At 64.6% G+C, this 13,075-nt stretch carries 8 protein-coding genes and 1 pseudogene; 3 read left to right on the forward strand and 6 right to left on the reverse strand.

Annotated features, from left to right (window positions below):
* Positions 1-18: 18 nt before the first annotated feature.
* Together ACN6PJ_RS05450 and ACN6PJ_RS05455 are read right to left on the reverse strand one after the other, a co-directional pair.
* Positions 19-537 (reverse strand): O-acetyl-ADP-ribose deacetylase, encoded by a 519-nt coding sequence (locus ACN6PJ_RS05450; RefSeq protein WP_427994871.1) that lies wholly within the window; start codon positions 535-537, stop codon positions 19-21.
* A 110-nt stretch (positions 538-647) separates the two neighbouring features.
* Positions 648-6,638: a hypothetical protein gene (locus tag ACN6PJ_RS05455; protein WP_427994872.1), complete on the reverse strand. Its 5,991-nt coding sequence runs from the start codon at positions 6,636-6,638 to the stop codon at positions 648-650.
* 230 nt (positions 6,639-6,868) lie between these two features.
* Between ACN6PJ_RS05455 and ACN6PJ_RS05460 the strand changes: the two genes are divergently transcribed.
* Positions 6,869-7,867 carry an AraC family transcriptional regulator gene (locus tag ACN6PJ_RS05460; RefSeq protein WP_427994873.1) on the forward strand — a complete coding sequence of 333 codons (999 nt, stop codon included), beginning with the start codon at positions 6,869-6,871 and terminating at the stop codon, positions 7,865-7,867.
* A 28-nt stretch (positions 7,868-7,895) separates the two neighbouring features.
* Here the strand turns inward: ACN6PJ_RS05460 and ACN6PJ_RS05465 are convergent, their stop codons facing one another.
* Positions 7,896-8,684 (reverse strand): aminoglycoside adenylyltransferase family protein, encoded by a 789-nt coding sequence (locus tag ACN6PJ_RS05465; RefSeq protein ID WP_427994874.1) that lies wholly within the window; start codon positions 8,682-8,684, stop codon positions 7,896-7,898.
* Between the two features lie 112 nt (positions 8,685-8,796).
* On the opposite strand from ACN6PJ_RS05465, the gene ACN6PJ_RS05470 reads away from it, so the two are divergent.
* Positions 8,797-9,423, forward strand: a complete 627-nt coding sequence (locus tag ACN6PJ_RS05470) for an HAD family hydrolase (protein WP_427994875.1) — start codon at positions 8,797-8,799, stop codon at positions 9,421-9,423.
* 113 nt (positions 9,424-9,536) lie between these two features.
* Entirely contained in the window at positions 9,537-9,860 is a 324-nt protein-coding gene (locus ACN6PJ_RS05475; RefSeq protein ID WP_427994876.1) for a DUF1294 domain-containing protein, read from the forward strand.
* Positions 9,861-10,270: 410 nt separating this feature from the next.
* Here ACN6PJ_RS05475 and ACN6PJ_RS05480 read toward each other — a convergent pair.
* The 3 genes and pseudogenes from ACN6PJ_RS05480 to ACN6PJ_RS05490 form a co-directional block, all read right to left on the reverse strand.
* Positions 10,271-11,387 (reverse strand): annotated as a pseudogene (locus ACN6PJ_RS05480) (IS3 family transposase).
* A 234-nt stretch (positions 11,388-11,621) separates the two neighbouring features.
* Complete coding sequence (locus tag ACN6PJ_RS05485; protein ID WP_427994877.1) at positions 11,622-11,915, reverse strand: addiction module antidote protein; 294 nt, start codon at positions 11,913-11,915, stop codon at positions 11,622-11,624.
* Between the two features lie 3 nt (positions 11,916-11,918).
* The gene (locus ACN6PJ_RS05490; RefSeq protein ID WP_427994886.1) at positions 11,919-12,239 is read right to left on the reverse strand and encodes a type II toxin-antitoxin system RelE/ParE family toxin; all 321 of its coding nucleotides are present in this window, start codon (positions 12,237-12,239) and stop codon (positions 11,919-11,921) included.
* Positions 12,240-13,075: the final 836 nt, after the last annotated feature.

Below are 13,075 nucleotides of genomic sequence, written 5' to 3' on the forward strand. Positions count from 1 at the left end.
GCCGTTATCTCACCGGGCCTAGGTGAGAGCGCCATTCAACACTCGCTCATACTGGGCAAGGTCTTCCGCCGAAAAGCAACAGAAAACCACCTCCTGGACCGGCGAGCCGCCAGATAGGCTTTCGCGAACGCTCTTGACGGCCACCTCCGCCGCCAATTCGATCGGATAGCCGTATACCCCGGTGCTGATGCTAGGAAACGCAATCGAGGCAACCGCATTCCCTTCGGCCAGCTCGATGCACCGGCGATAGCAGCTGGACAGCAATTCCGGCTCTCCGCTGCCTCCGCCCCTCCATACCGGGCCCACAGTATGAATGACGTATCGAGCAGGAAGGCGGTAGCCCTGGGTCACCTTCGCATCGCCGGTCTTGCAACCACCCAGTCCCCTGCACTCCTGCAACAGCTCGGGACCTGCTGCGCGGTGGATGGCGCCATCGACTCCTCCTCCGCCGAGCAATGAGGAGTTCGCGGCATTGACAATGGCTTCCACGTGAAGCTTCGTAATATCCGAATGGATGGCACGCAGGCGTGTGGGCATGTTTTGCTCCTCGCAGGAATGAACGGCGTTGCCGCAGCAATCAGGAAGCCGCTTCGCGCGCGCAGGCGCTGCTTTCGGTGCCCCGGCGGCTCTGCGTTCATGCTACCCCTCTAGAAGCGATAAGCGAACTTCGCCGCGATATTGTGCGATTTCGCTTCGCTGCCCAGTTCGGCGTCGTACCGTATCTGCAGATCCACCTGCTTGTTCGCAAACAGCTGCGCGCCGGCCCCCAGGCGTAGCGCGGCGCGATCCAGCGGGGCCTGCATGCCGAAGCTCGGTGAACGTTCTCCGCCGATGAACGACGCGCGTCCCTCCCACTCGTCGTTGGACCGGAGGCTCACCCCGGCGAGCGCGAAGGTCCGCAGGACGCTGCCGCCTTTCAGGTCGATACGGCCGCCGACTTCGATTTCGGGCGTGAGGATCGCGGTGTTGTAGCTTGAGGACGCGATCTTCAGGCCCAGGTCGCCCGCTCCCTTCTCGTTGAACGAGCTGCTGCGGGCATGCACCAGGTCGAGATTCACCGATGGGCGCAGATAAAGCCGTTCCGTGCCGGTGGTGTAGGCAACGCGGCCACGCGCGCCGAGCGAGTACATGGGCGCTTCGCCCTTGGCGGTCGCGGAGAAGCCGGGCGCGCCGATATGGCGTTTGGTGTCGAATTCGCCGTAGTTGCCGAACACGGCGCCGCTCACTTGCCAGGCGCCCAGATTTTTCTTCAAGGTGATGGCGCCTTGCACGCTGTTGCCGTCGGCGGAGACGCCATCGTGGCTGCTGAAGCTGTCCGCCTGGTAGGCCAGCGATCCGCCCAGCAAGAGCCCGGCGCCGACCTCGCGCTGCCCGCCGCCTTGCAGCGCAAAGGACTTCAGGCGCGAGCTGCCGCGGTCCGCATCGCCGCTGAGGGAGGTCGTATTGCCCCGCACGGTGACGTACCCGCACTCGCCTTCGACGAGGATGGCGTCCGCCTGCCCGGAACCTGAAGCGAACTCGGGGCAGCTCATCGAGGCGTCCGCGATCCGCGATGCGTCTGCCGCCACGCGCGAAAACAGCGTCATCGTGCTGCGCGGGGACAATTCGCCTATCGCGTCGCGATAGTCCGCCAGACTCGCCCTGGCCGTTGCATCCAGTTCCGCGAAGAACGGCCCCAGCGCCGCATTGCCCGAAGCAAAGACGTTTTCCAGCGTGCGCGCGACGCCGCCTTTGTGCTTGTTCAACCCCAATGCCGGCGCGTTGAAATGCGTGCCGGTGATCGCGACGTCACGCCGGTTTCCGGTCTGGCGCGTGGTGTACGCAAACAAGGGGCTATCCGGCGTGCGCAGCGTTCCGGTGGTGGGCCCCTCGGTGGTGAATACCGGCAGATACTTGTCCGGCATCGCGCTGGCAAGCGCGGGTTCGATCGTTCCGGCAAGCGTGGCGGAACCGGTGACCACATACTGCCCGCTGATGTCGTTGCTGTAATCCAGATGCGGAACGATGCGGCCGGCGGCCGTCTGGACCAGATGGCCGTCGACATAGGAGACCTTGCCCGGCATGGCGACCAGGGAGCCGGCGTTGGTCAATGTGCCGCTTTGCGCGCCGGGAGGCGTCCCGTTGGGATTCTGGAAGTTGCCCGAGATCGAGCCGCCCTGGAGCCAGGTGTTTCCATAGATCTGGCCCTGGTTGTCGACATCGACCTTCTGAGAACCGTACGTTCCAATCGTTTTGATGGCGCTTCCCGAAGCGGCCCAAATCCAGGATCCCTGGCTGATAGTGACCTTGTTGCTGCTGTTGCCGCCCACCACCAGGATGCCGACGCCCTGGTCGCCGGAGCCGCCCGACACCGTGCCGGGGCTGGCGCCGCCCACGTTGACCGCTATGGTTCCGTTGCCATTGCTTTGCGCGAGGACGCCAATGCCATTTTCGCCGCTTGCGGTGACCGATCCTTGAACATTGACCGTTACGTTTCCGGACCTCCCCAAGCTGGAGGTGGTCAAATCTCGGCCGAGGGAGACACTGCCGTCCGACGTGAGCAGGCCGCCACTGCCTGCGATGGATTGGGCAACCACGCCATAGGCGCCGGCGCCTGCCACATTGATCTTCCCATTGGTAGACACGGAGACGGCGCCGGCATTCCCAGCCGAACTCGACGAGCCAAAAAATGCCGTATCGACGAGCTTGGGCGTCTGGCCGTACCGGTATGACGTGACGACACCGCCGCCGCTGCCGATCGACTGCGCAAGAATGCCGTGGGCTCCCGTTCCCACAGTATTGATCGTGGTATCCGCGGGCAGGGCAATGGAAACGGCTCCGGCGCTGCCTGGAGACGCGTATTGGTCTCTACTATAGTCAAGCACGCCGATCATCGAGTAATCCAGCGCAACACCCTGACTGACGCCCACCAGGCCGCCTCCGCCGCTAATACTTTGCGCCAGAATGCCGAAGGCACCGTTCCCCGAAGTTGTAATGTCAAGTGTCGCGCCCTGGTCGTAGGTGAGTTGCACTGTGCCGCTACCGAGCGTCGACGGTCCCGCGATCGTCGCGCCAAGCTGAACTGCGATTTTTCGGCTGGAGCCATCGGGTACGTTGACGGCTGACGAACCAAAATTGGCAACGCCGCCACCGCCGCCGATCGACTGCAGCACCGCGCCGTGGGCGCCATCGCCATAGGTCTGGATGCTGGTGCCGTTGCCCCCTTGCCCGACGTGCAGCGTCACCGCATGGCCGGCGCTGTCCGCGAGGCTCGGGGCTTCGTCGTTTCCGTCCCAAGAGTAGTTCAGCCCCAGCGTTGCCGAGCCATTGGGATCGGCGGAGCCGTCTATCGCCAAGCCCCCGCCACCGCCGATGCTCTGGGCCAGAACGCCATAGGCATGAAGGCCGCTGTTCGGCGTCGACGAAGTCGGGCCGTTGGCGCTTTGCCGGCCGGTCGAAATGGTCGCACCGTTCAGGACGACCTGTACCTCATTGCCATGCCCCAGCGTCGGCACCGAGTCTCGTTGGTCGCTGATGATGCTCCCGAGCGTAAGGGAGGTCTTGACCGATAGCTGGGCGGCGCTGTCGAGCGCACCACCGGTCTCCGCGCCGACGGTCACGACGCGGGCGCGCCCACCGCCGCCGCCCAGGCTCTGGGCGATCACGCCAGTGGAATAATCGCCAATCGTCGCGATCTTTCCGCCGGTGCTATTGACATCGACCGAGCCCGCGCTGCCGGTGTTCAACACCGTGCCGCCCATGTTTATCGTGCTGGTTATGTTGACGGGAACCGTGACCGTTACCCCGTCGGTCACCAGGTCCTGAACCGCGGAGGTGAGGGGCATACCTGGAAGCACTCCCGTCGTAGCGTCGGCGCCGGCCGATCCGGCGGAACCTCCGCCGCCGCCAATGGATTGCGCGACGATACCGGCGGAGTCGATGCCGTACGTGTTGATGGACCCGTTGTGCGTTACGGTCACCGTGTTGGCGTGTCCGCTGGCACCATTTTGGGCTGCGACGTTGATCGTGCGATTGAGGTTCATGCCGACGGCGATCTTGTTGCCGTTGTCGTCGACCTCGTTTCCGACAGGAATGTTGGCCACGGCCGTCGCCCAGGTATGCAGCCCGGAGACATTGATGGCCGACCCGGAACCCACGCCGCCACCGCCGCCGATGGACTGCGCGAGCATCCCGTCGGAGCCATGGCCACGGGTGGTAAGGGTGCCATTGGCGTTGACCGTGGCATAGGCCGAGCCGCCGTCGCCGCCGTTGCCGCCCTTGCCTCCCACGCCGATGGTGAAGTCCGCGTTCTGGCTGGTCGACCAGCTATTGACGGCGGCATTGCCGATGCCGCCATTGCCGCCGCCCCCACCGATCGACTGGATCAGCGCGCCGATGGCTCCATCGCCCGAAGTCGTAACGTCAGAGGTCGATTGGCTGCTAGTGTCGCCCAGCGTGAAAGAGGTGGTTCCCCCGTTGCCGCCGGATCCGCCCGAGCCGCCGACGCTGTGCGACACATTGATTGCGTTGGTCGAGGGCGTGATTTTGGTGCTGAGGAACGGTATCGGTATGCCGTAGCCTATCGTGGCGGCCATGGCCGAGCTGTCGCCCCCATTGCCGCCGCCCCCGCCGATCGAGTGGACGATGACGCCGATGCTGCCATCGCCTGCCGTCGTGACCGTGGAGCCGTCGCTGATGGTGGCGGTCGCGTGACCGCCGCTGCCGCCCGAGCCTCCCGAGCCGCCGGTGGAGAAAGCTCCGGAGAAGGTGATTTTCGCGCCGGGATCTTCCGAACCATTGGGAATCGCGATGGCGTACGACGCCGCCGAGCCGGCGCCGCCATTGCCGCCGCCGCCGCCGACCGATTGGGCGACGACGCCATGGGAATCCACGGCCGGCAGGTTTACTGTCGTTACCTCGCCATTCCTGGTGATCTGGACGTCCTGGCCGCCCCCGCCCGTCGAAATGCTGGAATTCTGAACGGTGACGGTCGCGGCGCCCCCGCCGCCGCCGGTATTGGCCGTGCCGCCGACCGCCACGGCGATATCCAGGAGCGGGCCCGCGGACGTGGAATAAGCGCCGCCGCCCGCCCCCCCGCCGCCGCCGATCGACTGGGCGAGCAAGCCTGTTGACGCCGTTCCCGCCGTGTTCAACGTCAGCGCGCTGGTCGCGATCTTCGCGGAACCGCCCGCGCCGGCGATACCGCCGTTGCCGCCTATCGTGCTGGCGCCGATGGCGCCGGCGCCCGTGGCGACGCCGCCCATGCCACCCCCCCCGCCGATCGACTGCGCGACCACGCCTTGCGAAAGCTGGCCGCTGGTGCTGATGGCGCCGGCAAGGTTGGTGATGTTGACGCTGCCGCCATTGCCGCCGACCCCGCCGGTGCCTCCGTCGATGTCGATCATGCCGCCGGCATCGCCGCCCATGCCGCCGCCCCCGCCCAGCGACTGGGCGACGATGCCCTGCGAGTTCGCGTTGCGGGTGGTGATGGTGCCGGAATTCGTGATGTTGATCGTGCCGCCGTCCGGGGTCGTGCCGCCCTTCCCGCCGTGGGCATCGAATAGACCCGATGCGCTGCCCCCGATGCCGCCGGCGCCGGATACCGATTGCCCCAGAATGCCGGGAGCGTAGCTGCCAGTGGTGCCGATCTTGCCCGTGTTGCCGACGGAAAGCTCGCCGGCGGTGCCGCCATTGCCGGCGGCCCCCGCATGGCTGCCCCCGGCGTCCTGGGAATTGCCGCCCGCGCCCCCGCTGCCCGTTATGGACTGGGCGAAGATTCCGATGGCGCCGGTGCCGGACGTGCTGATGGCGCCCCCATTGCTCACGGAGACCGTCTGCGTAACGCCGCCATTCCCGCCCGTTCCGCCCTTGCCGGTGCTGACCGGGCCCGCGGCCGAGGTGCCATCGCCGCCATTGCCGCTGACGCCACGGGCGACGACACCGATGGCGTTGGTGCCGGAGGTGGTAATTGCCATGCCGCCGCCCATGGTCACGTCCACCGTGCCGGAATTGCCGCCATGGCGGCCATTGGACAGGTCATCGAAGTCGATGACGATGTAGTTGGTGCCGTTGGTGCCCGTGCTTCCCGCAATGGAGGTTGCCTGCACGCCGAAAGCATTGGTGCCGGAGGTCGATATCGTGCCCGAACCTTGCGAGAAATCGACGGTAACGTTCCCCCCATACCCGCCATAACCGCCGAAGTAGCCAGGGCCATCGCCTTCGGATCCCGCGAACCCGCCCTGCCCGCCGGTGGATGTCGCCTGGACGCCGATTGCGTTGTCGCCCGTTACGGTGACGCCGACACGCCCGGCTCCGGTCACGCTGACGACTCCGCCCGCGCCGCCATTGCCGCCGCCTGGCCCCGTATCGCCGACACCCGGCACGCCGTTCGCGCCAGTGCCGCCCGCGCTGTTGGCCCGCACGCCTGGCGCATTGCTGGTGGCAATGTCGACGCCTGTCGAACTCCCCGTAAGCCCGACCGTCACGCTCCCCGCCGCCTGCCCGCTCTGCCCGGTGTTGGCCGGCCCGCTACTGCCGGTTTCGCTCCCCCCCGCGGTAGACGACCGGCTCCCGTCTGTGTAGTTGTAGACGGCATCCGCGGCATGAGCCGGAGCCGAGACGGCGAGCGACAACAACAAGGGGGACAACGTGCGTTTCATTTCCAAGCCTCCGGCAAACGCGCGGCGGACGCCTGCAAGGGCTTGTTCCGCGTTGAATACAGACCATTGCGGCGCCCGGAATCCGGCGGGCACGCGCAGCGCGTTATCGTCGTTTCCGTCCGCCGCGCCGTCTATCGGTTCCCCGCCGCCGGCTATCGGAAAAGCGCTCTTTTCGTCGCGGTGCGATAAATGCCCAGTAATATGTGGAGACCCTGCCCACGTGAAATCAGATGACCGCTGCCCTGTTTGCCCAAGTGCCGTTCGAGCAGTATCGGATCGTGAATACCGCCGACCTCGACGAGGCCCGGCAGCAGATCGGCCAGGTGCTCAATTCGTACCGTTTGCATGTCATTCGCGGGCGCATCGTCCACAGCCGGCTTGAGCTCGTTCCTTGCGGACGCCTGTCGCTGCTGAAACTCAGGCATGGATATGGGGCGGACATCGGCATCGACCCCGACTGCGACGGCCTGGACGGCTATTACCTGCTGGTGCTGCCCACCCAGGGGCGCGCGGAGTTTCATTTCGACGGGCATCGCATCGAGGTGTCGCCCGACAAGGCGTTTCTCCTCAGCCCCGACAGGCCGTTTCACTTCACGGCCAGCCACGACTACGAACAGGTTCTGCTGCGCCTGGACAGGGCGGCCATCGCCGATGCCTGGCACCGCCTGACCATGCAGGAACAGCCGCCCGATATCTGCTTCGATGCGGTCATTCCCTTGCATACCCCCGGCTGGCAAGCGTTGATGCCCATGCTGCAGTGGGTGGCGCGGTGCTCCGGACTGGACCAGGGCGCGACTGTCTCGCAGGCGGCCCTGCTGGCCCAGACCGAGATGCTGGTCGCCACCACACTGTTGCTGCACCAGCCGCATAGCATGGCCGCGCACCTGTGGCCGGCGCCGCCGCCTTCCGCGCCGCAAGCCATCCGCCGCGCGCAGGGCTACATGCTCGAACACCTGGGCGAACGCCTGCCCGTAGCCATGGTCGCCAGCCATTGCGGCCTATCGGTCAGGCGCTTGCAGGCCTTGTTCCGGGACGAGTGCGGGCAATCGCCGTTGCAGTGGTTGCGCATGCAGCGCCTGCGAGCGGTGCGCCAAGCCTTGTCGCAGGACCGAAATGCGGACAAGGTCAGCGACATTGCGGCGCGCTTCGGCTTCACCCATCTGGGCGATTTTTCGCGGGCCTACCGCCAGGCTTTCGGCGAAACGCCGCGGCAGACGCGCCGCATGTAGCCTCCGTTGCGCGCCGCGGCGACTCATTTCACGCCTCGCCCCCCGGCAATGCCCTCCTCACCTCCGCGCGCAACGCCCCCGCGACGCGCTCGGCTTCATTTCGCCGTTCCGTCCAGTCCTCGTTCCCGCCTTCCAGATACGCCGAGCGCGCCTCGCGCAGGAGCCGGGCCGCAGCCGCCGGCATGCGCGCCGCGGCCCATGCCGCGGCTTCGTCCTTGGAGACGATTTCTCCGGTGCTGGCGGTTCGCCACATGCGGGCCAGGGTCAGCAGCACGTTGCGCTCGTCGCCTTCCAGCGACGCCATCAGCGCCGGCAGCGCGCCGGCCATGGCGCGCGCGAGGTCCGGCGCCGGCACGACGGGAAGAAGACGCTGCGGGCCGGGGCCGAGCAAAGGCAACGCCTGTTGCCGGGCCTGCGCCAGCACGATGGTCAGTTCCGGATCGGACACGGGCATAGGGAGGCCGCCCGCGACGAACTCGGCGCGCAGCCATTCGCCGAAAAGGAATTCGCTGCGCGCGGGGTAAGGCAATGGATCGAGGTCCTGCAGGCAGAAAACCATGACTTCCAATGGCCGCAGCGCGTCGGAGCGCGCGGGATAGGCGGAGATCTCCATCAGGTCGCGGACCAGCGGGCCGCGCGTGGCGTGGGCGAGCGGCCTGTCGACGATGGCCAGCACGTCCACATCGCTTTGCGGGCGCAAGCCGCCGCTCAGGGCGGAGCCGTGCAGGTAGCAGGCCACGAGCGTGCCGCCCAGATGGCGTTGCAGGATGGCCAGCGCCTGGCCTGCCTGGATCGGGATTGCGGGTGCAGGGTTCATGGGCCGATGGTAGCCGGTCGCCGCATGCCTGCCGTTAGAATTTCATTCGCGATGCCGCCGATTCCGATTCTCGAACCGGCTGCGGCGCGTTTCTGGCACAGCAGGAGGCTCAATGGCGATCAAGGCCGTGGCATTTGACGTATTCGGGACATTGGTCCGCATCGAGCGGCCGGCCCGCCCATTCCGGAAGCTGGTCCGGCTGCTGAGCCAGGCGGGCCGCCCGCGGCAAAGCGACGATGGCGCGCGGGCGATGAGCAGCCCCCTAGACCTCAGGCAAGCGGCCCGCTTGTTCGGAGGCATGGTCAACGAGGACGAGCTGCGCGCGCTGGAAGCGGACCTGCGCGATGAGATCCAGTCCATCACGCTCTTCGCGGATGCCGCCCCCACCTTGACCGCCTTGAAAGACAAGGGAATCAAGGTCGCGCTATGTTCGAACCTGGCCGCTCCCTATGGGCCGCCCGTGCTGACGCTGCTGCCCGTGCAGCCGGAATTCTGCGCGTGGTCGTACGACGCCGGGGCGGTGAAACCGCAGCCCGCGATCTACCGATACTTGTGCGATGGCCTTGCCTGCCAGCCCCATGAGGTCCTCATGGTTGGCGACACGCCGGATGCCGACATGGCCGGTCCGCGGGCGTTCGGCATGCATGGCTATCACCTCGACCGGCGCGCAACGCAGGCGCTGGGCAATGGATCGCTGCAATCGCTGAGCGAGGTCCTGCGCCTTGTCGACCGGCTGTGAGCAGGCTTCAGGCGGTGCGGAAAACGCCCTCGCGAGGCGCTACGACAGGGCGCGCAGGACGGCGGCGCCGCCGGCTGATCTGGCTGGTACCCGCATTTATCGCCCTGTATGCGTTGACCGCCGCGTTGTGGCGCGTGCCGATCGCCGTGGGCTTGGCCTATCTGGCGCTGAGCGTGCTGACCTTTGCGGTCTATGCCGCCGACAAGGCCGCGGCCCGGGCCGACCAGTGGCGGACTCCCGAGAAGACCTTGCATCTCCTCGCGCTTGCCGGAGGCTGGCCCGGCGCGTTGATCGCCCAGGAATGGCTGAGGCACAAGTCCGTCAAGCCGGCTTTCCGGGCGGTGTTCTGGGCAACGGTTACCGCGAACGTGGCGGCCTTCCTGGTACTGGGCTCGCCTTACGGCAGGCCGCTGCTGGCGGCGCTGCTGCCGGGCTGAGGCGCCCCGGAGCGTGAAGCGCCGGGCGGCAACTGCGCTCACTCCAGCGTTTCCGCGTAAAGCGCCGCCCACACCGTCGGGCGCTTCGCGCTGCGAGCCATATATGCAGACAAACGGTCCAGCCGCCCCCCGCCGGACCGCCGCGCGTCGGCGCAGGGGATCTCTCTTGCCGAACTGGCCGATTAGCCCGCCATCCTGACGACGGGTGGCTGCTCCTCGAATGGATCGAGCCCGGCCTAGCACCCGGAACTGAACCGAGGAATATGCGCGTCACAGTGCGGGATTGGGTCAGCGCCTGCCCTCTAGTTCGCAAAGGCATGGGCGTGGCAGTTCTATCCGTCCCCCTACCGCTAGACACGCTGCATCTAGAGATTCTGCCGCTGGTGACCTTCCCCCGCAATTTGGACAGTTCAAAACTGGAGAGTGGCTGCCTCTTTTGGTTGCACTGACCACTTTTGAACGTACTCACGCGGGGTCAGATGACCGAGTGAGCCGTGGGGACGATGATGGTTGTAGTCGTCCTGCCAAGCTCGCAGTTTTTGCTGCAGGTCGTGGAGCGTGATGAATTCATGCGCGTTAAGGAATTCATCATGCAGTCGACCGTTGAACGACTCGATCAGCCCATTATCCGTCGGCTTGCCTGGGCGTGTGTAATCGAGTTTGATGCCGCGTCGGTATGCCCAGTCGTCCAACGACCGAGACATAAATTCCGTTCCGTTATCCACGGTGATCGCCTTGGACAAGCCCACGCAGGACCGCCGACCGGTCCAGCGCCTGACCGACGCCCCGGCCAGTCTGCCGAAAGTTGGCCTCTAGGCAGACACTCTCACGACTCCATTGATCAATGACGGTCAAGATGCGAACGCTGCGTCCGTCTAGCATCTGATCATGAACGAAGTCCATGCTCCAGTGCTGGTTCGGCCCGATCGGCACCGGAGGCTTGCCTCGCAGTAGAGCAATGCGTTTACGACGCTTGACCTTCATTCGCAATTGCAGGCCTTCCAGGCTGTAGAGGCGATAGACGCGTTTCTTGCCCACGTTCCAACCCTCGCGTTGCAGCATCACTAACACACGCCGCTAGCCGAACCTCGGACGACTCAGGGCGATGTCGCGAATGCGCTGGCGCAGCGCGCTTTGGTCTCGCGCATGACTCTTGGCGAACCAGGTCGACCGTTGCAGCAGCGCCAGTGTGCAAGCGCGCTGCACTGATCTGGAAGCGCTCGTGAATCCATGCCGCCAGCTCGCGCCACTTGGCGGCCTTCAGACTTTTTTTCGCACCACCTCCTGCAGGATCTGCTTGTCCGGCGTCAGATCAGCGACGATGCGCCGCAGGCGTGCATTCTCATCCTCAAGCTGCTTGAGCTTACGCAGCTCACTCACCCAGAAATCGGCGTATTTCTTCTTCCACGTGTAGAAAGTCGCCTCCGACACGCCAGCTGCCGACATACGTCGACCACCGGTCGTGCCACTATCGGCCAATCGCAGCGCAAAGGTGGTCTGCTCTTCGGTAAATCTCGACCGTTTCATGGCCCCTCCTCGCCCCGTTCGAGGCGCTGAGAAGCAACCTTACCTCTAGTTTTGACCTGTACGGATATTCCGGGGGCATGTCACTGGCCACCAGCGATACGGTAGGATTAGGTTGATCTGATCGGCAGCCGGGCTGGCCGCTCTGGCGGTGGGCGCTCTCTAGAGCATATCGAGGCATTCTCGCCTGGGAGATTGAATCTACTCCAAGGAGTCGATTAAACCGAGTATTTCGCTTCACGCCGGCTCAGCGTGCAAGCGAATACCCAGCGCTCGAACGACCTTCCAAATGGTTGCAAATTCGGGATTACCTTCGCCCGAAAGCGCTCGATACAGGCTTTCGCGCTTTATGCCAGTATCGCGAGCAAGCTGGCTCATACCGCGAGCACGTGCGATTACACCAAGGGCATGAGCGATGAACTTAGGATCGTCGCCCGCCTCTTCGAGGACCGCATCAAGGTAGGCGGCCATTTCCTCGTCGTTGCGAAGGTGTGCAGCAGAGTCCCAAGGACGTGTTTCTACCTTGTTCATGGATCACTCCTTCATATCAAGCGCGCCGGCAATCATCCTTGCACGTGCAATGTCGGCCTGCTGAGTAGATTTATTGCCACCACACAGCAAGACTATCAGCACAGCGCCACGCTGGATGTAATACACCCGGTAGCCCGGACCGTAGTCGATGCGCAATTCGGTAATCCCGCTACCGACAGCCTTACTATCACCGGGATTTCCCATTTCCAGTCGGTCAATCCGGGCTTGAATTCGAGCCCTAGCACGAATGTCCCTCAAGTCGGCAAACCAGCCATCGAAGGCAGGGGTAGTACGGATAGATGGCATGACATGATTGTAACCCATAGGGGACATCAGCACAATCAAACGTTCTCCCGGGGCGCCGACAGTAGAGCCCCCCCTTTGCACGAACACTCATTAAGCGGACCAGTGCCCGCCGCACCATCTGCCGCCCTGCGCTTTGTCCTTTTTGAGCCAACCTAGTCATCTACTACAAGACTGCGGTCAGACTGTCTATTCCTGCAGGATCGCGGTCGTGCCCTTAAGTCTGCACGCGAAAGATCGAGCCGCGAATCTGGGAGCTATCGTCGTATACGAACGCGAGCCTGGCCACGCGTAGTCTTGCTCAGTCAATTCAGCTACCCAGTAGGCGGATAGCTCCATACGCCCTGTCGCTCCCGTGACACACGCGTGGCCTCCTCACGTGTACCGCCGTGACCATCAGACGGGAGTTCCAGGCAAGCGTCTTCCGTGAATGCTCTCGTACACACCGGCTTAAGTAACCCTGCGTCAGCACTTGCGCCTCCACCTCAACCCACCGGTATCCCTCCCATAGTTGAGTGCAGCCCCTCCACCCATTGTGCGCTGTTCAAGTGTCGAGACCTTGCCCGCACGGTCCAAATTCACCCCAACAAGGGATCAGTTCGCTCTAGAGGAGGAGCAACAAAAGCCAGGCTGACAAACCGGCAGATGACTAGAGCCGCACAGTACGACCACAAGGCAAGTAACATGCCCCCCCGCCAAGAGCAAAGGACAGTCCCATCTACGCGGACGGATACAACATCAAGGTCTTCAGTCCGACGAAGATGTAACTTCGACTACTCATGACCCTAACCCAGTTTTTAGTACCGATCTAAATTAGAGAAATCCGGCATGATTTCACCATATGGAATAGGAGCCAT

Origin of the sequence: Achromobacter sp. (assembly GCF_050285585.1) — a bacterium.
Classification (GTDB): Bacteria; Pseudomonadota; Gammaproteobacteria; order Burkholderiales; family Burkholderiaceae_B; genus Achromobacter.

Bases quoted from the DNA above. Each gene is read 5' to 3' on its own strand.
- ACN6PJ_RS05450 (WP_427994871.1), bottom strand. From the start codon at position 537: ATGCCCACACGCCTGCGTGCCATCCATTCGGATATTACGAAGCTTCAC.
- ACN6PJ_RS05455 (WP_427994872.1), bottom strand. From the start codon at position 6,638: ATGAAACGCACGTTGTCCCCCTTGTTGTTGTCGCTCGCCGTCTCGGCT.
- ACN6PJ_RS05460 (WP_427994873.1), top strand. From the start codon at position 6,869: ATGACCGCTGCCCTGTTTGCCCAAGTGCCGTTCGAGCAGTATCGGATC.
- ACN6PJ_RS05465 (WP_427994874.1), bottom strand. From the start codon at position 8,684: ATGAACCCTGCACCCGCAATCCCGATCCAGGCAGGCCAGGCGCTGGCC.
- ACN6PJ_RS05470 (WP_427994875.1), top strand. From the start codon at position 8,797: ATGGCGATCAAGGCCGTGGCATTTGACGTATTCGGGACATTGGTCCGC.
- ACN6PJ_RS05485 (WP_427994877.1), bottom strand. From the start codon at position 11,915: ATGAACAAGGTAGAAACACGTCCTTGGGACTCTGCTGCACACCTTCGC.
- ACN6PJ_RS05490 (WP_427994886.1), bottom strand. From the start codon at position 12,239: ATGGGTTACAATCATGTCATGCCATCTATCCGTACTACCCCTGCCTTC.